Source organism: Sneathiella chungangensis, assembly GCF_009882935.1.
Lineage (GTDB): Bacteria > Pseudomonadota > Alphaproteobacteria > Sneathiellales > Sneathiellaceae > Sneathiella > Sneathiella chungangensis.
Window position 1 is genome coordinate 300,715 of record NZ_WTVA01000004.1, and the last position, 20,872, is coordinate 321,586.

Here is a 20,872-nt window from a genome sequence, read left to right on the forward strand (position 1 = left end):
GATCGCGACATCAGATGAATGCCGCGTGTTCGGTTGCTCCGTTTTGTCTAGCTGACCTGTATGTCCCTAAGATACTGAAATTAAATAAATAAATGTAAATATGGATCTCTGTTATGGAAAACACCCTAAGTGAACAACAGCTGGAAATCCGCGAGGCAGCGCTGAAATTATGCCGCCAGTTTGACTTGGATTACTGGCTTGAACGAGATAGAGAGGGAGGATTCCCGGAAGAATTTTATCGGGCGGTCGCGGATGCCGGTTGGCTTGGCATTGCTATGCCTGAAGCCTATGGAGGTTCCGGTCTGGGGATTTCCGATGCAGCCGTCTTTTTACAGGCTGTGGCCGAATCCGGTGGCGCGGCTCAGGCATGTTCCGCAATTCATATGAACATTTTCGGCCTTCAACCCGTGGTCATCTTCGGATCTGAAGAGCAAAAGCAACGCATGCTCCCGCCGCTAATTAGAGGTGAGGTCAAGGCCTGTTTCGGTGTTACTGAGCCTGATGCAGGCCTTAATACGACCAAGCTCAAAACGCGCGCTTTACGCGATGGAGATCGCTATGTCGTGAACGGAAAGAAGGTTTGGATTTCGACGGCGCAGGTCGCTGACAATATATTGCTTCTCGCCCGCACCACGCCCATCGAAGAATGCAGAAGCCCGACAGAAGGTTTGAGTATTTTTTATACGAAACTGGACCGGGACTACGTAACGATCCGAGAAATAGACAAAATGGGTCGGAAGGGGGTTGATACCAATGAAATTTTCTTTGAAGACATGCCCATCCCGGCGGAAGACCTGATTGGCGAAGAAGGGCAGGGCTTTAAATACATCCTCCACGGAATGAATGCGGAACGGGTATTCGTCGCGGCTGAAGCCGTCGGCATAGCGCGCGCGGCAAATGAACGCGCAATACAATACGCAAAAGACCGTGTCGTATTCGGTCGCCCGATCGGCATGAACCAGGGCATACAGCATCCGCTGGCGCAAAACTGGGCCAATCTGGAAGCCGCTAATCTTATGATGCTTCATGCGGCCAAGCTATATGACCAAGAATTGCCTTGCGGGTCCGAGGCGAACGCGGCGAAGCTGCTTGCGTCGCAAGCGGCTGTTGAAACCTGTAAAAATGCGATCCTGACGCATGGCGGATATGGCTATGCGAAAGAATACCACGTCGAACGGTTCCTCCGGGAAGTAATGATTCTTTATATCGCCCCCGTCAGTCCGCAACTCATTCTTTGTAACATCGCAGAGAAAAAGCTGGGTCTGCCGAAATCCTACTGAGGGAGGGAACTAAAATGAAGCCGGTAAGGTCGTTTCTCTTTGTTCCAGGCAACAAAGAATCGTGGATCGAAAAATCAGTAAAATCAGGCGCCGATGCCTTGATCCTTGACTTGGAAGATAGCGTTCCTTTCGAGGGAAAAGAAGAAGCCCGAAAAATCGTATCTAAAAAAATCGGTTGGCTCGCGGATCAAGGACAGCGTGTCTATGTCCGTATCAACCGCAGTCCGCATATGTATGACTTCGATGACCTGCTTGCCATCGTGCAAGACGGCCTTGAGGGAATTTTTATCTCAAAGCCGATCGGGCCGGAAGATGTCCATAGCGTCGACATGATGCTATCCGAAGCGGAAATGCGTTATGGCATGGAAATAGGGAAAACACGCGTCATTCCCTTACTTGAAACGGCGCGGGCCAGTCAAATGGCTTTCGAGATCGCGCAGCATCCGCGTGTTCCGGCAATTGTCGGCGCCACCGCGAAAAACGCCGATGTTGCCCGGGCGCTGGGATATCTGTGGTCGCCGGAAGGCACGGAAACACTCTATCTCAAGTCACGCGCGGTGATGGCGGCGCGGGCGGCAGGAAAACTTCCTATTGGCGGGGTCTGGCAACAGGTCGCTGATTTGGAGGGATTGCGAAAGGCCTCCAGGGCGGACCGGGCGCTTGGCATGAGTGGGGAACTCGTACTGCATCCTTCCAATGTAGCAATCGTCAACGAGAGCTACAGCCCGACGGAAGAAGAGATCAACTACTACAAGGGAATGATCGACGCGCTTGAAAAGGCGCAGGAGCAAGGCCGTGCATCGGTGATCTACGATGGAGAGCATATTGATATTGCGCATGTCAAAACGGCCAAGGAGATAATTGCTCTGTCCGAGATGTTGGAAAACTAAACCAGTTAAAGAATAATAAGGAGAATTTGGAAATGCCTGTAAATTATGAAGAACTTACCACCGGTAAATACTACGAAGAACTGGAACCGGGTAATGTCTACAAGCATTCGATCACCAGAACTGTAAGTGAGGCCGATAACCTGTTTTTCAGTGCGTTGACCTACAATTCCGCATGGCTTCATACAGACGAAGAATATTCGAAGACCACCATGTGGGGCACGCGCATTGTAAACAGCATGTTTACCTTGGCGCTTGTTTGTGGCGTCGGGGTCAATGATGTGACTCTCGGTACAACTTTGGGCAATCTCGGATTTACGGAAATCAAATTTCCAAACCCTGTTTTTATTGGAGACACAATCCATGTCGAAACAGAGGTGATTGGCAGACGGGAATCCAAATCACGCCCTGATACCGGTATCGTCGAGTTTGAAACAAGGGGCTACAATCAGCGCGACGAAGTCGTTGTTACATTGCGGCGGACGGGACTAATGCTGAAGCGCAGTTCGCGCTCTGACGCCAGCTAACCATTCAGGCTGGCTCGCTGGCCAGGCCAATAATTTGGTGGATATCTTCGAATAAATACCGATTATTGCCTGGCTCGCGTCCGAACCAGCGGAGATTGTTGCTATAGACATGAGAGTTAGCCTAGTGCGTGGAGATTGATGTGAGCGAATACCAATCCATCAACAATTTGGACTTGGCAAAATATATTCAGTCCGGCGATACAATCGTTGTGGGGCAGGGCGTTGCCGAACCAATTGTACTCACGCAGGCGCTCATCGATCAACGCGACAATCTCGGTCAGGTAAATGTGTTTATCGGCCCCTTGTACCAATCCCCTTTTTCGGCAGAACATGCCGATCACCTTAAATTCCTGACTTACTGCGGCGCGGGCACCAACAAGTCGATTATTGAGGCTGGCGCGGCGGAAGTTATCCTGGCAAATTATTCCGAATTGGCGCCGCTATTTGCCCGAGGGTCATTGCCAAGTGACGTCGTTTTTCTATTGCTCGGTGAGGCGCGAAATGGGCGCTATAATACCGGGTTGGTGAACGATTACATGATTGACGCCGCCCGACGCGCCCGTGTTGTCATCGCCGAAATAAGTGACCGGGTGCCCTGGACATGTGGCGCCGAGTTACCAGAGGACATAGTGCCCGACGTCATCGTCAGAACTTCCCGGGAACCTATTTCTCTCGGGTCTTCGGCGCCTACTGAAGACGATTTAAAGCTCGCTCGCAACGTCGCGGAATTTATCCCTGACGCCGCAACGATTGAGATCGGCATCGGGACCATACCGGATCTGGTTCTGGAGGCCCTTTCCGGGCATAAAAATTTGGCGCTTCACTCGGGTGTTATCGGCGATGTGGCCGTAGAATTGATTAAAAAGGGTGTGATTGACAATTCACTCAAACCGTTTGATCAGGGCGTTTCGATCGCGGGCTTCCTGCTCGGTACCCGAAAACTATTCGATTATGCTCATGAGAATCCTTCAATACGCCTTGCGCCCACGTCCCATACCCATGACATTCGTGTCCTATCTCGGTTGCAGAATTTTTACGCCGTGAATGCCGCCCTGGAAGTAGATTTAACAGGGCAGGTAAATGCCGAAGTAATCGGAAATCGTTACCTGGGTGCCGTTGGCGGTCAGGTTGACTTTTCACGGGGAGCTAATCTTTCGGAAGGCGGTCGCGCGATCATCGCGGTCTCCTCAACTGCGCGTGGCGGCTCTGTCAGCCGAATTGTTAATCGGATCGAGAGCGGAATCGTCACAACACCACGGGTGGATGTTGATATCATTGTTTCAGAGTGGGGTTCCGCTGAACTTCGAGGCACCACTCTCAAACAACGGGCCGAAAGATTATGTGCGATTGCCCACCCCAAATTTCGAGAGGGTCTCGAAAGAGAGGCCCATAAGATGTTTCAAACACTTTGAAGAAAGTCCAGGGAGACGTAAAATGAACGAAAAACCGCTAGCTGGAATTAGGGTGCTTGAACTGGGAGCATATATTTCTGCACCCTATGCTGGCTCCATTCTGTGTGCGCTGGGCGCGGAAGTCGTCAAAATCGAACCGGTCGATGTTGGCGAGGCGTTTCGACGCGGGGTCGATGATCAAAGTCCCTATTTCGTCCAGTATAACAGTGGCAAGAAAAGTCTCGCCCTGAATTTAAAGGACCCCAAGGGCGTAGAGATCGTGAAATCCATGTTGCCGGAATTCGATGTTGTCCTGGAAAACTATCGGGCCGGAAAAATGGCCTCCCTGGGGCTGGGAGCGGACGACTGCCGCGCCGTAAATCCTTCCATTATATATGCGTCTGTTTCCGGGTTCGGGAGCGGCGGGCCGCTTCGTGACCGGCCTGCATACGACTCGATCGGCCAAAGCATGGGCGGGTTATATTCAATTCTGAGTGACGCCGGGAACCCTCAATCCTCGGGAACCTGCCTTGCGGATATGACGACGGCCATCGGCACGGCAATGGGAATTATTGCGGCTCTTTTTGGTAGGGAGCGCGACCCGGAACGTCAGGGGACAAATCTCGAAACCTCGATATTTGAAGCCGTTTCTCTTCTAACCGTCGATGCGGTAACGCAAATGCATGAATTGGGGGACGATCCGACACGCGGCAGCAGACTGCCGCAGGGGCAGAGTTACTGCTTAAAAACTGCGAGTGGTGAGTCCATTACCCTCCATATGTCCTCCTCGCAAAAGTTCTGGAGATCGCTTACGGAAGCAATTGATTTGCCGGAGCTCGCGAATGATCCACTTTACTTAACCTATGACGATAGAATGGAAAATTTTTCGCAGCTTAAAAGTCTGCTTCAAAGCGAATTTTCGAAATACACGCTGAATGAACTCGAAGAACGATTGGGCCGGTCGGATGTTCCTCATGCGCCTGTCCTGACGATATCTCAAATGGTTAGCAGTTCCCAGGCAAATTGGCTTCAGCTTTTCGACAAGCAGACAGATGATTTACCCTTAGTCCGGCTTCCCTGGCGCTTCGATGGCAAGCGCCCGACGCGATCAAATGCCGTGGCAAAGGTCGGCGAGCATTCGCGCGAAATTCTAGAAAATGTTATGGATGAAAAAGAACTCAACAACCTGTTTGAACGCGGCATTACCTCAACACCGCATTAATTTCGATTTCAATAAGGAGAGATGAGGGCACCATGGCGTTGGATGCAAAAATACGGGAATCGATTGTACTCCCCGCCGTTTGTGCGCCGATGTTTCTGGTTAGCGGTCCCGACTTGGTGCGCGAAGCGTGCAAGGCGGGCCTGATCGGAGCGTTGCCGCGCCAGAATGCGCGGACGGTTGAAGAATTCGAAGTCTGGTTAAGGGACATACGACGTGATCTTGAAGCTTATACGGCCCAAACACCCGACCGGATCGGGCCGATTGCCGTAAATCTGACGACGCGCATTCCAGAGACTGAACTACCATTACTTCTGGATATCTGTAAGCGTTATGGAGTTGAGATTATCATAACAGTGGCAGGCGATCCGACAGCTTTGGCACGTCGCGCCCATGACATGGGTATGAAAGTCTTTCATGATGTTACGAATATACGCTTTGCTGAAAAGGCAATTGCCGCGGGTGTTGAAGGGTTGATTTGTATCGGTGCGGGCGGCGGAGGTCACTCCGGCACCATCAGCCATCTCACGTTAATTCGCAAAGTCCGGGCAATTTTTGAAGGAACGATCGTTCTAGCCGGAGCTGTTTCTGACGGAGCGACAATCCGGGCGGCCGAAATTCTCGGAGCGGATCTGGCTTATCTGGGCACCCGCTTTATCGCAACGCAGGAATCTATGGCTCCCGATGAATATAAACAGTTGCTTGTCTCTCAGACGTCGTCTGATCTGACCTATACAAGCAGGGTTGCGGGCGTGCCGGCAAATTGGATGAAAGAATCAATCCGCCGCAACGGCCTCGATCCGGACAGCCTGCCTGAACCGCGGGGTAGAGGTATCGGGCATGACCATCTACCGGTTGGGGCTCAACCCTGGAAGACGATTTGGAGCGCGGGCCAGGGCATAGATCTCATAGAAGATATTCCGACCGTGGCAAATCTCGTAAGGCGCTTGCGGAGGGAATATGTCGCGGCCTGCGAGACGTCAGATATGTCTGATGCTGCGCGGTTGGTCGACGAGGTTTCCTCGTCTTAGACCCGAAAGTGAAATTGCCATTTCTGCAACGCGACCAAATGACAATAACTGAATAGTCAAATATCGTATTAACGATGTCATCGTCACGGTGACTTGATAGAAAAGAAAGAAAGCAAATGACCGACCGCTACTCTGATTACAATAAGTTAAAGTTCGATTATCCCGCTGATCGTGTTTTGAGAATTACCTTTAATAAACCGGAAACTTACAATTCCGTGGATGCTGAAACGCATACTCAAATTACAGATGTGTGGCGAGACATCGACCGTGATCCGGATATCAATGCCGTTATCGTAACGGGGGAGGGGAAGGCATTTTCTGCGGGCGGTGACTTCGGGATGATCGAGAATATGACAGGCAATTTCAATGAGATTATGAAAACCTGGAAGGAAGCCAAGGACCTTGTTTACAACATCATCAACTGCAATAAGCCCATTATTTCTGCCATCAATGGCCCGGCGGCCGGCGCCGGTCTGGTTGTCGGGATTCTTGCGGATATTTCTATTGCCGGAAAACGCGCCAGAATTGTCGATGGCCATCCCAGGCTGGGTGTTGCGGCAGGCGATGTGGCCGCAATCGTCTGGCCGCTCCTGTGCAGCATGGCGAAAGCCAAATATTACTTGCTGACCTGCAAAGCCGTTACAGGTGAGGAAGCTGAGCGTATAGGGCTGGTTTCTTTATGTGTTGAAGACGAAGAATTACAGAAAACGGCCTTAGAAATCGCAATGGACCTTGCCAATGGATCCCAAAGTGCGATCCGTTGGACAAAATATTCACTGAACAACTGGCTTCGTCAGGCAGGCCCAATCTTCGATGCATCGACAGCGCTTGAAATGCTTGGATTCATGGGAGATGACGTAAAGGAAGGCGTCGCGTCCCACCGCGAGAAACGCAAGCCTGAATTTCGGAAAGACTGCCCCCTTTAGGTTGCGGCTCGTTCGGTCCTGTCGTCTCCTACTGGATATGCCAATGATATTGTTGAGGCAAAAAGGTGGCAGTGACCTTGTCGCGATGCCGTCGATTGACGACTCTAAGGATCAACAGCGACAGGACTCTGACACATTTTCCCGCCACTATGGTAAAGTGACAATCCCATTTATGCGAACGGGGGTGAGTGTGAGTGACGACTGACGGTTTGAGCAGGGGATTCCTGATCGGCGCCGCCATTGGTTCGGGCAGCAACGCAGTTGCCGCGGAGCAGGGCGGAGCGGATTTTTTACTGGCGATTAATGCCGGGCGCCTTCGGAACATGGGTGTTCCGTCAATTTCAAGCATGTTGCCCGTCCGTAATGTCGATGCGCTTACGCTCGGATTTGCCCGCGATGAGCTGCTGCCGCTTTGCAAAATTCCTGTTCTGCTTGGCGTCAATGTCTGGGGCGTCGATTTCGATCCCGTAAGGCAGGCGGCGGAAATCGCCCGTTCGGGCTTCGCCGGCGCGGTGAATTTCCCAAGCTGCATGCACTACTCCCGGCCCATGCAGCAGATTTTGTCGAGGGCCGGCCGCGGAATTGAGCAGGAGGTCGCCCAGCTAAAGGCCGTGCAGGATGCCGGGATGATGTCGATGTTCTATTGTGCGTCGCGGACTCAGGCGCGGCTCGCTGCTGATGCCGGTATTGCGCTGATTTGCCTGAATATCGGCTGGAATGCGGGAGGAATACTGGGACATCGGACCCGGTCGTCAATTGAGGAGGTCGCAACGGAGGCGCGCGAGATAGGCCGCCTTGTAAAACGCATCAATCCCAAAACAAGATTTCTTCTTGAGGGCGGTCCCATTGCGACGCCGGAGGATCTGTCCCGTGTTCTGCGGCTTGCGCCGCTTGATGGCTATGTAGGGGGCTCGACGATTGACAGGCTGCCACTTGAATCCTCGGTCGCCAGTCTCATCGACGGCTTCCGTCAGGCCAGTGTCCGTCCCAACCGTCTCGACGCGGAAAACCGGACTCTTTTCGCCTGGTCGGAACAATACGGGTTTGTCGGAACCTCCGACGCTCTTCTTTTATGTTTAAGAAGGCTTCGCGCCCTGGGTGCCGCGCGCGATCCGGTGCTGATCGTATCTGAGCCCGGACAGAATACCGCCCCCGCCATGCGCGCGTTGGCCAACCCTGCGGGTCTAAAGAAGGGATCAGCCAACTTGGTCCGGATCGACGTTGCCGAGCAGGACTTGCCGGCGCGTGCCCGAAATGTGCTGTTCGGACATCGGGATACAACATCGTCGAGGCCACCTTTGTTGGCGGATCCATCGGTGGATATGATTGTCATTCATGCGCCTGAACGCCTGACGAACGCTCTTCAACGCCGTTTGGCGCGGGCGATGCGTGACGGGATTTTTCGGGTCGCCGGGTCCCGCCGGTCCCTCGAGATCAAGCCCCGGATAATCTTTCAATCCGATCTCATCGTCGATGAGGACCGTCTGCATGAAGACCTGACACATGCCGGACTGGAGCCGGAGCTTGTGTCGTTGCTGGCCGGCTGGACGTTGCGTCTTCCGCCTTTGCGCGAACGGGTTGGCGATTTGCCCCTGCTGATTGCTAAATTTCTGGACGATCAAAAAGGCCCGGAATTTTCACCTCTCGCGATGCTCAATTTGCGCGCCCATAAATGGCCGGGAAATGAAGCGGAGCTGCATATGGTTCTGGGGGCGCTGGTGGGGCGGGCGCCGACAAGCACCGTGTCGCCTGAAGAACTGGCGCCCCTGCTTCGGTCGGAAAAGCCGGACAGCCGGAAGCGTGAGGGCCGGTCGGAAAAGGATCTGATCGTAGATACCCTCTGGCGAAACGGTTTCAACCGCTCGAAAACCGCCGAGGCGCTCGGGATATCGCGCAAAACGCTTTATAATAAAATTCGGAAATACGAGCTTTCCGGTTAGCTTCTATCCGAGAATTTGCGGACGGCACACCAGCCCGTCGAGAGGCTCCGGCCATTGCCGCTCATGATCCAGTTCCGTCGCCTCTCCCAGCCCCAGCAAAGCCCCGGTCCAGCCGGTCGCCTCAAGGGCCAGAGATATGTCCAGCGCCATTGACCGCCGTTGACGCAAGGAGGGAAATCCTGCAGCAAAATCGGCGATGCGCGGCAGGATTATCATCGCCTCCGGTTCCAGCGCCGCGGCCGACTTTGCGCTTGCCGCGTCGGCAACGACGATTGCAATTCTGTAGCCATATGATTTGATTTCCGAGAGTTTTTTCAACTCCCGGGAAAAATCCAATCCGACGTCGGTTAGCTGCTGCTCAAAGTCCGTATCCTGCTGGCCAACGCTTGGCAAGTTGGTTGCCCAGCGGATCTTAGTATCTGCAAGCCGGGCAAGCTCCAGCGGCAAATTGAGGAAAGGGTCTGCGAGAAACAGGCCGAGCATGCCATCCGGATGTAAATGAGCCTTGTCGATTACCGCGTCGATGAGGCGCTTTATCCCGGCATTCGTGGGCAACAACAAGCTGACCTCGTTCGGCATATTGCCGTGCTGAAACCGTGGCGCTTCCGTCAAAATGAACTCGGGAAATTGCTTTTGCGCGGTGTCAACAGCAGCGCGCAGCCCGATCCGCCATCCCATCAATTCGATCGTTGTTCCGGTTTCCATTTCCGAAATCAAATATTCAGCATGTCGTCGCGGACGGCTGCCAAATGTTCGCGCATCAGCCGCTGACAATCGACGGCGTCCCGGCGCTCGATGGCCCGGACGAGATTTTTGTGCTGCATCGAATAGCGCCGTCGCCGCTGGTCATTCAGCGTCGCCTCCTTGAGCTGTCCCCAGACCGCATGTTCTCGTATGGCGTTAACCGCGCTGAAAAGCGCCAGCAATAAAGTGTTGCGCGCGGCCTCGGCAATGGCGCGATGCAGCGCCCCATCCCACATTTCATAGGTTGCGGTATCCTTGGCAGCTTCGCCTTTTTCAAGGCATTGCTTCATGAAGGATATATCGTTGATCGTCGCCCGCCGGGCGGCCATATCGGCGATCTGGGGCTCCAGGATCAGCCGGACCTCCATGACTTCCGTCGGATTGGTAAGGTCGGCGGGAAGCGGAAAAACCTCTCGCCCTTCCGGTGGCCGTTTGCCGACAAAGGTTCCCTTGCCAACATGTCGCCAGACTTCCCCTTCGGCCTCGAGCGCCCCCATGGCCGAGCGCAATGTCGAGCGGGATACCCGGAGCTGCGCCGCAAGATCCCGTTCAGAGGGAAGTTTTGATTGTGGCGGGAACTGAGAGGTGCGTATCAGATTTCTGAGTTCGTCCACGGTCGCGGTTTTCGACGACATTTTTTCTCGATTCTTTTCTGGAAGCCGTATTTTGTACTTTATAGCATACCAATTTTCAAATTGGTATGAATTTATTTGTAAAGTATAATATTGATTTTATTCATAAAAATAACTTTTAGCCAAAAAATTTGACGCCAATTATATTTATTGGATTGTTATTGGTTGGAGGGTGGACGTGAGTCCGCCATGTAAGAGAGATTATCAGCGCCCATTGCAATGATCTGGAGGTCAAAAGGGGAAATTGTGGGAAAAAATGGAAATGGCGGAGAACATAAGAAAACTGTGATTCGTATTTTAACCAAAAAAATTACCCAAACTTACCCAAATCTAAAAAACTATCATATTGCGCAGTTCACGCGGTATGGGGCAGGGTTAAGTCATCAGCGTTGAAAAATCAGCAGATACGGTCGGCCAAAAAGGCGGACCGAGAAAAATAAAAAACAGAGAATAACGTCCGGGTCGGTTCGGACGCTTTGCGGAATTACAGTTTGATGAACAGATTTCAAAGATTGCTTTGTAATCAGCGGGCAAATTTTGCATGGAGGAATCCATGAAAAATTTTGCCGAACGTCATACTTTCTGGGCAATCGTTATTCTCCTGATTGCGGCGATCTTCCTGTGGATGATTTTCACGGTTTGGCCGGACTGGCTGGTTGACGCCATGGGCCGGAAGAAAACCTTCGTAAACACGCTGCTGAACGGCATTACCCTGGGCGGCCTGTATTTTCTCGTTGCCAGCGGCTTCACGCTGATTTTCGGCCTTATGCGAAACGTCAATCTGGCCCACGGATCGATGTACCTGCTTGGCGCCTATATCGGCTATGAGGTCGCCGACCGGACGGGTAACTGGTTTCTGGGGCTGGCGGTCGCCTTCATTGCGGTGGCCATCAGTGGTATCCTGCTTCAGATACTGATTTTCCGCCGCATGGCCGGCGACGATCTGCGCCAGACTTTGGTGACCATCGGCATTTCGATTATCGCCGCGGACGCAATGCTGGCCATCTGGACCGGCACGACCTATCAGTTTTCACCGCCGGACTGGCTGTTCGGCGCGACGAGCCTGCCGATTATTTCCGTCATCAGGTCATCGGGTACAGCGGTTTATATCACCTATCCCGTTTACCGGTTGGTCGTGCTCGCCGTCGCCGTTGCTGTTGGCGTTGGCCTCTGGATCTTTCTCAACCGGACGCGCATCGGCATGATGATCCGCGCCGGTGTCAACGACCGGGACATGCTCGCCGCGACGGGTGTGAATGTGCAACTGGTTTTCGTTCTGGTCTTCGCCATTGGCGCGGGACTGGCGGGATTTGCCGGCGTCATCGGCGGAACGGCGCTCTCTGTCGCACCGGGCGAAGACGTCCGTTATCTGCTTGCATCACTGGTGGTGGTCATCGTTGGCGGGCTCGGGTCAATTGTCGGCGCGGCGATTGGCGCGCTGATCATCGGGCTCGCAGAACAGTTCGGGCTTGCGTATTTCCCGACCTACGGCGTCGTGCTGACCTTCCTGATCATGGTGGTTGTCCTCGCGGTACGGCCGCAGGGTTTGATGGGAGGACGGCAATAAATGAACGGACGACGTCTCTTTTCCGGTTCTTTCTCGATTTCCGATATTCATCCGGCAGTGATTGTCACCGCCGTCTTTTTGCTCGCCTATCCCAGCTTCGCATCGGACTTCTTCATCTTTCAGATCGGGGCCTATTCGCTCATTCTCGGAACCATCGCTTTGTCGCTGATGATGCTGGCCGGCTATGGTGGCATGGTGAGCCTCGCACAGCTCACCGTCGCCGGTTTCGCGGCCTATCTGGTCGCGATCCTCGGAGACAACAGCATGGGGGTGATGGGGCTTGGCTGGCCCTGGTGGCTGACAGTCATCGTTGCGGTGTTGAGCGCCGCGCTATTCAGTACCTTCATCGGTGCCGTTTCCGTGCGGACGGAAGGTATCTACACGATCATGATCACCCTCGCCGTCGCCGTCGCCTTTTTCTATTTTGTGCGGCAGAATTATGTGCTGTTCAATGGCTTCTCCGGGTTCGCCGGGGTCGAGCCGCCAACGCTTTTCGGTATTTACTGGCGGGACCCGATGCCGTTTTACTATCTCACGCTCGCGATTGCTGTCGGCTTTTTCGGCGCGGTTTATTACGGCTCGCGCTCGACATTCGGGCTAGCCCTGCAGGCGATCCGTGACAATCCGCGGCGCATGCGGGCGCTCGGATTTAATGTCACGCTGCATCGGATCGTCGCCTATTTCTTCGCCGGAATTATCGCGGGCTTTGCCGGCATCCTGCTTGTCTGGTTCAATGGCCGGGTTTCGCCCGGAACCATTGGCGTCGACGTGGCGATCGATATCCTTGTCATTGCCGTTGTCGGTGGCATGCGCCATCCGATCGGCCCATTCCTTGGGGCTGTCGCCTTTGTATTGCTTGAGAATTTCGCCATCGACCTGATCGACAGGGAGCGGTTCAATATGGTGATCGGAATCGCATTCCTGCTCGTCGTTTTGTTTTCGCCTGATGGCTTACTTGGACTTTGGAACCGTTTCCGTAACAAGGTGCGGTTCAGAGGAAACGCGCTGCTGGGAGCGGAACGCGTAAACACAGACGATCCGGCCAGCACTGGATCGTTGAAGAAAAACTGAATAACAGGAGGTAGTTACAGCTATGGGAAAATTAAGGCATTTATTGGCGGCGACTATAGCGTTGTCACTAACCGGCCCTGCGATCGCGTCAGCGGATGACATCAAAATGGGAGCGTTAGCGACACTGGAAGGTGCGTTTGCTGTTCTTGGTGAAGATGGCATACGCGGCGTCAAGCTGGCACTGGAAGAATTCAATTATACAGCGGGTGGAAAGAAGATCGAGCTGATTACCGGATCTTCCGACGCCTCGCCTGACAGTGCCATCCGCGCGGTCCGTAAACTGGTAGAGCAGGACGGCGTACAGCTTGTCATTGGCCCGCTTTCCGGCTCCGAAGGTCTGGCGGTGAAGGATTACGCCAAGACCCAGCCGAACGTCACTTTCCTGAACGGCTCTTCCGCCGCTCAGGATACAACACTGCGCAGCCCCGCGGAAAACTTCTTCCGTTTCAGCACGGAAGGGGCGCAATGGATGGCCGGTCTTGGCGAATATGCCTATAATGAAAAAGGCTATCGCAACGTTGCGGTTCTCGCGGAAGACTATTCCTTCCCCTATACCCAGGTGTTCGGATTCCTGGAGCCTTTCTGCCGTCTTGGCGGAAAATCAGCGATTGATGCCCGTTTCTGGGTACCGATCGGCAACAAGGATTATTCTTCCGTGATTGCGGCATTGCCGGATGACGTGGATGCTATCTTCGTTGCCCTTGGCGGCGCGGATGCGGTTAACTTCCTGACCCAGTATGAGCAGTCAGGCGGCGATCTTCCGCTGATCGGTGGCTCCATCACCGTGGACCAGAGTGTTCTGGGCTCCAAGGGTAAGGCACGGAAATTTGTCGTTGGCACGCCGTCCGCCGGTCCGGTTTCGGATACGTGGGACGACCCGCGCTGGAAAGAATTCGTGGCCGCCTATCAGAAGGCGTTCCCCGACGGCTTTCCGTCACCGTCCCTTTTCGCTCATGCCTATTACATCAATACAAAGGCAGCACTGTTGGCCCTCAATGAAGTCAATGGGGATCTGTCCGATGGCGAAAAGAAGTTCCGCGAAGCGCTTTCCAAACTGTCATTTGAAACACCGACAGGGATGGTCAGCGTAGACGAACGGCGCAATGCGATTGCTGATATCTTCCTCACGGAAGTGATCGAAGGGCCGGACGGCAACTTGCTGAACAAGACCATCAAGGTGATCCCGCAGGTCAATCAGACCCTGGGTGTTTCATACGAAGAGTTCCTGAAGTATGGGCAAGTTGGGCGTGAAAACCCGGCTTGTAACTAAGGAAAGCTGAGGACTATGCCCGGAACCGACGCTCTCTCCCGCCTTCAAAGCACCGGCCAGTACGCGCTGGAGCTTGAAGCCGTCAGCCGCCATTTCGGCGCGCTGGTGGCTCTGGCGGATGTCAATCTGACTGTCAAGGCAGGAGAGCGGCGCGCGGTTCTGGGATCGAATGGCGCCGGGAAAACGACGTTGTTCAACGCGATAACGGGAGACTTCCCGACGACAACCGGCCGCGTCCGGTTGTTTGGCGAGGATGTGACGGATATGCCAAGTCATGAGCGGATCCGTCGCGGCCTTCGTCGTACTTATCAAATTTCTTTGCTGTTCAACGGTTTGAGTGTTCTGGACAATACCTTTCTTGCTTGCCGGGGAGTGACTCGCGGGCGATTTTCATTGCGACGCCCGAAACGGGATGACAGCTCGTTAGAGCTTGCGGAATCCCTGCTTGAGGCGGTGCATCTCGATGATGTGAAAGACAAACCGGTCGCGGAACTAAGCTATGGGCAGCAACGCCAACTTGAAATCGCGCTCGCGCTTTCCGGGGCGCCAAGATTGATCCTGTTTGATGAACCGGCGGCCGGTTTATCCCCAACAGAGCGGACTCTGCTTGTTGATATCCTGCAAAGCCTGCCCGAGCATATCGGCTATATCATTATCGAGCATGATATGGACGTCGCTCTGAAAGTCGCCGAAAGCGTGACCATGATGCATAACGGCCGGATTTTCAAGGAGGGCACGCCCGAGGAGATCGAGAACGACAGCGAAGTCCAGGAACTCTATCTGGGTCACGGAGGCGACGGCCATGGCTGAACGAAACAGCAGGCGACAGGCCTCCGCTGCCGTGTTGCAGGTCAAGGATCTGCATGTCTATTACGGGCAGTCGCATGCCCTGCAGGGGGTGAACCTGAGTCTTGAACATGGCGTTCATGCTGTTGTCGGTCGCAACGGCATGGGCAAGACAACTCTCTGCAACGCGATCATGGGGCTATTGCCGGTGCGGCGCGGTTCCATCCGCTTTCAGGGAGAGGATATCACCGGAGCGCCGCCCTACCGAATTGCATCAAAGGGCATCGGCTATACGCCGCAGGGGCGACGTCTCTGGACGTCGCTCAGCGTGCATGATCATTTGAAGCTATGCGAAGGCGGAGGCGCCTGGACGATCGACCGCATTTACGAAACCTTTCCCCGGCTTTTTGAACGCCGGCGCAATGGCGCGGGTCAACTTTCCGGCGGTGAACAGCAAATGCTGGCCATATCGCGCGCCCTTCTGCAGGACCCGCAGCTGCTGATCCTGGACGAGCCGACGGAAGGATTGGCGCCCGTCATCGTCAATCAGGTCGAAAAACTGCTGGCGGAGCTGGCGGCGGAGGCAGACGTCTCCATCCTCCTGATCGAACAGAATATTTCCGTGGCGACCGCCATTTCCAAGGATGTGGCGATCATGGCGAATGGCCGGATCAGCAGGGTGATGCCGGCGCGCGAGCTCGCATCCGACCGGGCGTTGCAGGAACGTCTCCTCGGCGTTGGGCGGCATTCTCATGACGAGACGGAGATGTTGGCGCCCTCGCATTCGCCGGCCCCTTCCGAGGCACCGGATCCGGACGCCGGACCGGCGGAAGATACGCCTCCGCCGTCTCCGGAGACACCGCAAGAGCCGCGAAAGACTGCCGTTTACACCCCGCCGACGCGCTGGTCGCGGATCGCGTGGGAGGAGAGGGCGGCGCCGCCCGCGGAGGGCACTCAAGCGACACGCCCGTTTGATGCGGTCCCCGAACCCTTGTTCAAGGAACCCGCCGTCAATCTTGAAACCCTGCTTGGCGAAGATGTCTATGTGGCTGGTACTTTCGATACCAAAGGGGTTGAGCTTAATTTTATTCGCGACCAGATTGCGTCTCATGGCTTGCGGGTCCGGACAGTCGATCTTTCGACGACACAGAAACCCTCTTCCGCCGACGTACCGCCGCATATGGTCGCCGCCTATCATCGGGGCGGGGCCGGGGCCGTCTTTACCGGCGATCGCGGCAAGTCGGTCCGCGCGATGGCGGAGGCGTTCGAAAACTGGATCATTCGCCAGCGGGGTATCGGCGGGATTATCTCCGCCGGCGGGTCCGGTGGCACGGCTCTTGTGACGCCCGCCATGCGGCGGCTGCCGGTTGGGGTGCCGAAATTGATGATTTCCACGGTCGCCTCCGGCGAGGTCGGGCAGTATGTCGGGCCAACGGATATCATGATGATGTATTCGGTCACAGACGTACAGGGGCTCAACCGGATCTCCCGCCGCGTCCTTGCCAACGGCGCCAGCGCCATTTCGGGTATGGTGAAGGACGCGCAGAAGAACGCGGTGCGGTCCAATGCCGGAACCGCGAAGCCCGCTCTCGGCCTCACCATGTTCGGCGTGACGACACCGGCCGTCCAGCAATTGACGGCGGAATTGCATGATGACTATGACTGCATGGTCTTCCATGCGACCGGAACCGGCGGACGTTCAATGGAAAAACTGGTCGATAGCGGCCTTCTCGAAGCCGCCATCGACCTTACGACAACGGAAATCTGCGATATGATGATGGGCGGGTTTTTCGCGGCAACCGAAGAACGCTTCGATGCCTTCATCCGCACGCGCATTCCCTATGTCGGATCGGTCGGCGCCCTCGATATGGTCAATTTCGGTGCGAAGGAGACCGTGCCGGAGCGGTATCGCGGCCGCACATTCGTCGAGCATAATCCGCAGATCACCCTGATGCGCACGACGCCAGCGGAAAACACGCGTATGGGGGAATGGATCGCGGCCAAACTGAACCGGATGACGGGGCCAGTGCGGTTCCTGATCCCGGAAGGTGGCGTTTCGGCGCTCGATGCGCCGGGACAGCCCTTCTATTCCCCCGAGGCCAATCGCGCGCTATTCGAAGCGCTGGCCGCTAATTTTCGGGAAACCCCCCAACGCCGCCTGATCCGAACGCCCTATCATATCAATGATCCGGCGTTCACCCAGGCTGTCATTCACGCATTGGAAGAAATTCATCCAACCGCAAGGAGTAAGCGTCATGCCGCGTATTGAACGGATGGAACTGGTCAAGAAATTTCAGGATATGAAAAAACGTCGACTTCCGATTATCGGGGGCGGGGCGGGTACTGGCCTGTCGGCCAAATGTGAGGAGGCAGGCGGGATTGACCTGATCGTGATTTACAATTCCGGCCGTTACCGCATGGCGGGTCGCGGATCATTGTCAGGGTTGCTCGCCTATGGCAATGCGAACGAGATCGTGATGGAAATGGCGCGTGAGGTTCTGCCCGTCGTCAAGCAGACCCCCGTACTCGCGGGCGTCAATGGCACGGACCCCTTCTGTCAGTTTGACAATTATCTCGACCAGGTAAAAGCGATCGGTTTCTCCGGAATCCAGAACTTTCCGACCGTCGGCCTGATCGACGGGACGTTCCGCGCCAATCTTGAGGAAACGGGAATGTCCTATTCACAGGAGGTGGACCTGATCCGCCTCGCGCATGAAAAAGATATGTTCACGACACCCTACGTCTTCTGCGAAGAGGACGCTGCCGCCATGGCGGCGGCGGGCGCGGATATTATTGTCTGCCATCTCGGGCTCACGACCGGAGGTTCCATCGGCGCGGATACGGCGCTCAAACTGGAGGATTGCCCGGCATTGGTTGACCGCTGGGCGGCGGCGGCCCTCGATGTCAATCCCGAGGCCATCGTGCTGGTCCATGGCGGACCGGTGTCGATGCCGGCGGATGCGCAGTATATACTCGACAACGCGAAATCATGCCACGGCTTCTACGGCGCGTCCTCCATGGAACGGTTGCCGACGGAAGTGGCGCTGACGAAGCAGACACAAGCCTTCAAGGCATTGAGCTTAGGTTAAGGGAGGTTGAAAGAATGACAACCAGCGTAATTGGCTCGACAATTCTCTGGCTTATCATAGCGATCATTGTCATCGCCGTGGTCGCCTATCTTCTTCACTGGCTTTACCATCGAACAACGAAGGAAGTCGCATTCGTGCGGACAGGGTTCGGCGGTGAAACCGTTGTGATAAACGGCGGCGCGCTGGTGCTGCCAATTATTCATGAGGTGACGCCGGTCAATCTGAATGTGGTTCGCATTCCTGTGACCCGGACGAAGGAAGACGCGGTCATCACCAAGGACCGTATGCGCGTGGATATCGAGGCTGAATTCTTCGTCCGTGTTATCCAGGAGAAAAAGGCGGTCGCGGCGGCGGCCTCGACTTTGGGCAGGAAGACCATGTCGCCAGAAGCCCTGACCGACCTCCTTTCGGGCAAGTTCGTTGGCGCGCTGCGGTCTGTCGCCGCGGAAATGACCCTCGATGAAATGCATGAAAAGCGCGGCGATTTTGTAACCCGCGTCGATGAACGGGCGGCCGATGTGCTGGCGCGCAACGGCCTCGAACTCGAAGCCGTGGCGATTACCGACCTTGATCAGACGGCACTTGAATTCTTTAACCCGGCGAACCGTTTCGATGCGGAAGGCCTTACCCAGTTGATCGAGACGATCGAAACCCGCCGCAAGCTGCGCAATGATATCGAGCAGTCCTCCGTCGTTGCAATCCGCGCCCGCAATCTCGAGGCGGAAAAGGAAACTCTTAAGCTGGAGCAGGAGAGCGAAAGCTCCCGCCTCAATCAGGAGAGGGAACTGGAGGCCATGCGGGCCTTGCAACGGGCGGAAATTACGCATACCCGCTCCGAGAAGGAGGCCGAGGCAGAAAAATCTCGCATCCTGAACGAGCAGAAAACACGCGAAATTGAAATCGCGCGGCAGAAGGCTTTGCAGGCGGCGGAAATCAAGGCGCAGGAAGAAATCGAGAAGATGCGCGTTTCGCAGGAGCAGGAGCTGGAGGCTGTCCGCATCGACCGCGACAGGATGATCCGGGAAAAGCAGATACAGCAGCGTCATGAAATTGACTCGGCCGAAATTTCCGCGAATGAGGATGTCGAACGCGCGCGTATTGTTTCCGGACGCCTGCTGCAGGAAGCCCGGATCATGGCGGAAGAGGAGACGGAAAACCGGGATATCGCACGCGGCCAGCAGATCGAGACCGCCAGGATAGCGGCGCAAAAGGCGATCGAGACCGCGCGGATCGCCCAGGAACAGGTTCTCGACAAGGCCCGCATCGAACGCGACCGGGTGCTGCGCGCGCAACAGATTTCCCTGCGCCAGCAGATCGAGGAAAATGAAATCTCGGCGCAGGAGGAACTCGAGCGGGCGCGGATCGCGTCGGATCGCGGCCTTGACGAAGCGCGTATCCTGAAAGAGCGGGATCTGAGACGGCTGGAGATCGAGCGGGACCAGGCGCTGGAGCTCGCAGAAATCGAGCGCCAGATCCTGATCTTGAAGGAGCAGACGGCGGTCGCCGATGCTCGTGTCCTGACCGAAGCGGCGGAAGCCAAGGCCGTCGAAGCCACCGAGAAGGTCTCAACGATCCGCGAAACGGTGATTGCGGAGCGGATCGCCGCCGTCGATAGATTGCTGGCCGAGAAGGACGCGGATACGGCCAGAATTGCGGCGGAAACCGACAAGATTACCGCCGCTGTCCAGGCGGAAGCGCAACGGTTGCAGAATGAAGCAGAAAACATCCTTAGCGAAGATGCGCGGGCTGGACGTCTGCGGTCCAAGATGCTGGACCGGCTGGAAGGCATCGTGCGCGAGAGCGTCAAGCCGATGGAGAATATCGATGGCATCAAGATCCTCCATGTCGATGGGTTGGGCGGCAGCGCTGGCAGTGGTCACCGTTCTCCCACGGACGAAGTGATTGAAAGTGCGCTCCGTTACCGGGCCCAGGCGCCGCTGATCGACGAGATGATGCGGGAAATCGGCGTTGAAAACCCGGGTGTGACCAAGATGGGTGATATTTTCCGCTCCGCCAAGGATGCGCAAAGCCTTGCCAAGGCGGCCAAGTCGGACAAGAGCGAGGACGATTAAGGATGGCAAGGGTCTACACCTCCACCGTCATCGCGGCACCGGCGGACCGGGTCTGGTCCGTCGTCCGCGATTTCAACGCCTTGCCTGCCTGGACGGACTTTGTCGTCGACAGCCGCATCGAGGAAGGCCTGCCATCCGACAAGATCGGCTGTGTCCGTGCCTTCCGGCTTGAAGACGGCGGTTTTATCCGGGAAAAGCTGCTGGCGCTCTCCGATTTTGACTACAGCTGTTCCTATGCGATCCTGGAAAGCCCGATGGGTGTCGAAAACTATATTGCGACCCTCCGTCTCATTCCGGTTACCGACGGCGGTCAGACTTTCGCGGAATGGTCGGCGGAATTTGACTGCGCGCCGGAGCGGGAGGACGAGTTGGTCGAGCAAATCGCCACGAATGTCTTTCTGGGTGGGCTGACATCGCTAAAGAGCCGGTTGGGAGGCTGA

18 protein-coding genes are annotated in these 20,872 nt (G+C 55.5%); 16 read left to right on the plus strand and 2 right to left on the minus strand.

The features are described from left to right. The first annotated feature begins 113 nt into the window (after window positions 1-113). The 8 genes from GQF03_RS10745 (at window position 114) to GQF03_RS10780 (ending at window position 9,201) form a co-directional block, all read left to right on the plus strand. The gene (locus GQF03_RS10745; protein ID WP_161339267.1) at window positions 114-1,280 is read left to right on the plus strand and encodes an acyl-CoA dehydrogenase family protein; all 1,167 of its coding nucleotides are present in this window, start codon (window positions 114-116) and stop codon (window positions 1,278-1,280) included. Window positions 1,281-1,294: 14 nt separating this feature from the next. Beyond that, on the plus strand, window positions 1,295-2,170 hold the full coding sequence (locus tag GQF03_RS10750; protein ID WP_161339268.1) for an HpcH/HpaI aldolase/citrate lyase family protein: 876 nt from the start codon (window positions 1,295-1,297) through the stop codon (window positions 2,168-2,170). A gap of 32 nt (window positions 2,171-2,202) precedes the next feature. Continuing rightward, window positions 2,203-2,694 carry a MaoC family dehydratase gene (locus GQF03_RS10755; protein ID WP_161339269.1) on the plus strand — a complete coding sequence of 164 codons (492 nt, stop codon included), beginning with the start codon at window positions 2,203-2,205 and terminating at the stop codon, window positions 2,692-2,694. A gap of 140 nt (window positions 2,695-2,834) precedes the next feature. After that, a complete protein-coding gene (locus tag GQF03_RS10760; RefSeq protein ID WP_161339270.1) occupies window positions 2,835-4,106 on the plus strand; it encodes an acetyl-CoA hydrolase/transferase C-terminal domain-containing protein in 1,272 nt (423 codons plus the stop codon). Between the two features lie 22 nt (window positions 4,107-4,128). After that, entirely contained in the window at window positions 4,129-5,307 is a 1,179-nt protein-coding gene (locus tag GQF03_RS10765; RefSeq protein WP_161339271.1) for a CaiB/BaiF CoA transferase family protein, read from the plus strand. A gap of 32 nt (window positions 5,308-5,339) precedes the next feature. Further along, window positions 5,340-6,335, plus strand: a complete 996-nt coding sequence (locus GQF03_RS10770) for an NAD(P)H-dependent flavin oxidoreductase (RefSeq protein ID WP_161339272.1) — start codon at window positions 5,340-5,342, stop codon at window positions 6,333-6,335. A gap of 116 nt (window positions 6,336-6,451) precedes the next feature. Further along, window positions 6,452-7,261, plus strand: coding sequence for an enoyl-CoA hydratase/isomerase family protein (locus GQF03_RS10775; RefSeq protein ID WP_161339273.1), 810 nt, complete (start codon window positions 6,452-6,454; stop codon window positions 7,259-7,261). Window positions 7,262-7,455: 194 nt separating this feature from the next. Next, window positions 7,456-9,201 carry a phosphoenolpyruvate hydrolase family protein gene (locus GQF03_RS10780; RefSeq protein WP_161339274.1) on the plus strand — a complete coding sequence of 582 codons (1,746 nt, stop codon included), beginning with the start codon at window positions 7,456-7,458 and terminating at the stop codon, window positions 9,199-9,201. 3 nt (window positions 9,202-9,204) lie between these two features. Here GQF03_RS10780 and GQF03_RS10785 read toward each other — a convergent pair whose 3' ends face one another. Beyond that, on the minus strand, window positions 9,205-9,906 hold the full coding sequence (locus GQF03_RS10785) for a hypothetical protein (RefSeq protein WP_161339275.1): 702 nt from the start codon (window positions 9,904-9,906) through the stop codon (window positions 9,205-9,207). Between the two features lie 8 nt (window positions 9,907-9,914). Then, window positions 9,915-10,580: a FadR/GntR family transcriptional regulator gene (locus tag GQF03_RS10790; protein ID WP_161339276.1), complete on the minus strand. Its 666-nt coding sequence runs from the start codon at window positions 10,578-10,580 to the stop codon at window positions 9,915-9,917. Between the two features lie 550 nt (window positions 10,581-11,130). Between GQF03_RS10790 and GQF03_RS10795 the strand changes: the two genes are divergently transcribed. From GQF03_RS10795 to GQF03_RS10830, 8 genes are all read left to right on the plus strand, one after another. After that, complete coding sequence (locus GQF03_RS10795) at window positions 11,131-12,144, plus strand: branched-chain amino acid ABC transporter permease (RefSeq protein WP_161339277.1); 1,014 nt, start codon at window positions 11,131-11,133, stop codon at window positions 12,142-12,144. Then, the gene (locus tag GQF03_RS10800) at window positions 12,145-13,215 is read left to right on the plus strand and encodes a branched-chain amino acid ABC transporter permease (protein WP_161339278.1); all 1,071 of its coding nucleotides are present in this window, start codon (window positions 12,145-12,147) and stop codon (window positions 13,213-13,215) included. It abuts the gene before it with no gap. A 106-nt stretch (window positions 13,216-13,321) separates the two neighbouring features. After that, complete coding sequence (locus GQF03_RS10805) at window positions 13,322-14,485, plus strand: ABC transporter substrate-binding protein (protein WP_206376133.1); 1,164 nt, start codon at window positions 13,322-13,324, stop codon at window positions 14,483-14,485. A 15-nt stretch (window positions 14,486-14,500) separates the two neighbouring features. After that, window positions 14,501-15,295 (plus strand): ABC transporter ATP-binding protein, encoded by a 795-nt coding sequence (locus GQF03_RS10810; protein WP_161339280.1) that lies wholly within the window; start codon window positions 14,501-14,503, stop codon window positions 15,293-15,295. Continuing rightward, window positions 15,288-17,540, plus strand: a complete 2,253-nt coding sequence (locus GQF03_RS10815) for an ABC transporter permease (protein ID WP_161339281.1) — start codon at window positions 15,288-15,290, stop codon at window positions 17,538-17,540. The genes GQF03_RS10810 and GQF03_RS10815 overlap by 8 nt, the downstream gene beginning before the upstream one ends. Continuing rightward, window positions 17,527-18,360 carry a phosphoenolpyruvate hydrolase family protein gene (locus GQF03_RS10820; protein WP_161339282.1) on the plus strand — a complete coding sequence of 278 codons (834 nt, stop codon included), beginning with the start codon at window positions 17,527-17,529 and terminating at the stop codon, window positions 18,358-18,360. The genes GQF03_RS10815 and GQF03_RS10820 overlap by 14 nt, the downstream gene beginning before the upstream one ends. Window positions 18,361-18,374: 14 nt before the next feature. Then, a complete protein-coding gene (locus GQF03_RS10825) occupies window positions 18,375-20,432 on the plus strand; it encodes a flotillin family protein (RefSeq protein WP_161339283.1) in 2,058 nt (685 codons plus the stop codon). 2 nt (window positions 20,433-20,434) lie between these two features. Then, window positions 20,435-20,872, plus strand: a complete 438-nt coding sequence (locus GQF03_RS10830) for an SRPBCC family protein (RefSeq protein ID WP_161339284.1) — start codon at window positions 20,435-20,437, stop codon at window positions 20,870-20,872.

Coding starts and splice junctions, on each gene's coding strand:
- GQF03_RS10745 (WP_161339267.1), top strand. CDS start 114: ATGGAAAACACCCTAAGTGAACAACAGCTGGAAATCCGCGAGGCAGCG.
- GQF03_RS10750 (WP_161339268.1), top strand. CDS start 1,295: ATGAAGCCGGTAAGGTCGTTTCTCTTTGTTCCAGGCAACAAAGAATCG.
- GQF03_RS10755 (WP_161339269.1), top strand. CDS start 2,203: ATGCCTGTAAATTATGAAGAACTTACCACCGGTAAATACTACGAAGAA.
- GQF03_RS10765 (WP_161339271.1), top strand. CDS start 4,129: ATGAACGAAAAACCGCTAGCTGGAATTAGGGTGCTTGAACTGGGAGCA.
- GQF03_RS10770 (WP_161339272.1), top strand. CDS start 5,340: ATGGCGTTGGATGCAAAAATACGGGAATCGATTGTACTCCCCGCCGTT.
- GQF03_RS10775 (WP_161339273.1), top strand. CDS start 6,452: ATGACCGACCGCTACTCTGATTACAATAAGTTAAAGTTCGATTATCCC.
- GQF03_RS10785 (WP_161339275.1), bottom strand. CDS start 9,906: ATGGAAACCGGAACAACGATCGAATTGATGGGATGGCGGATCGGGCTG.
- GQF03_RS10790 (WP_161339276.1), bottom strand. CDS start 10,580: ATGTCGTCGAAAACCGCGACCGTGGACGAACTCAGAAATCTGATACGC.
- GQF03_RS10795 (WP_161339277.1), top strand. CDS start 11,131: ATGAAAAATTTTGCCGAACGTCATACTTTCTGGGCAATCGTTATTCTC.
- GQF03_RS10800 (WP_161339278.1), top strand. CDS start 12,145: ATGAACGGACGACGTCTCTTTTCCGGTTCTTTCTCGATTTCCGATATT.
- GQF03_RS10805 (WP_206376133.1), top strand. CDS start 13,322: ATGGGAGCGTTAGCGACACTGGAAGGTGCGTTTGCTGTTCTTGGTGAA.
- GQF03_RS10810 (WP_161339280.1), top strand. CDS start 14,501: ATGCCCGGAACCGACGCTCTCTCCCGCCTTCAAAGCACCGGCCAGTAC.
- GQF03_RS10815 (WP_161339281.1), top strand. CDS start 15,288: ATGGCTGAACGAAACAGCAGGCGACAGGCCTCCGCTGCCGTGTTGCAG.
- GQF03_RS10820 (WP_161339282.1), top strand. CDS start 17,527: ATGCCGCGTATTGAACGGATGGAACTGGTCAAGAAATTTCAGGATATG.
- GQF03_RS10825 (WP_161339283.1), top strand. CDS start 18,375: ATGACAACCAGCGTAATTGGCTCGACAATTCTCTGGCTTATCATAGCG.
- GQF03_RS10830 (WP_161339284.1), top strand. CDS start 20,435: ATGGCAAGGGTCTACACCTCCACCGTCATCGCGGCACCGGCGGACCGG.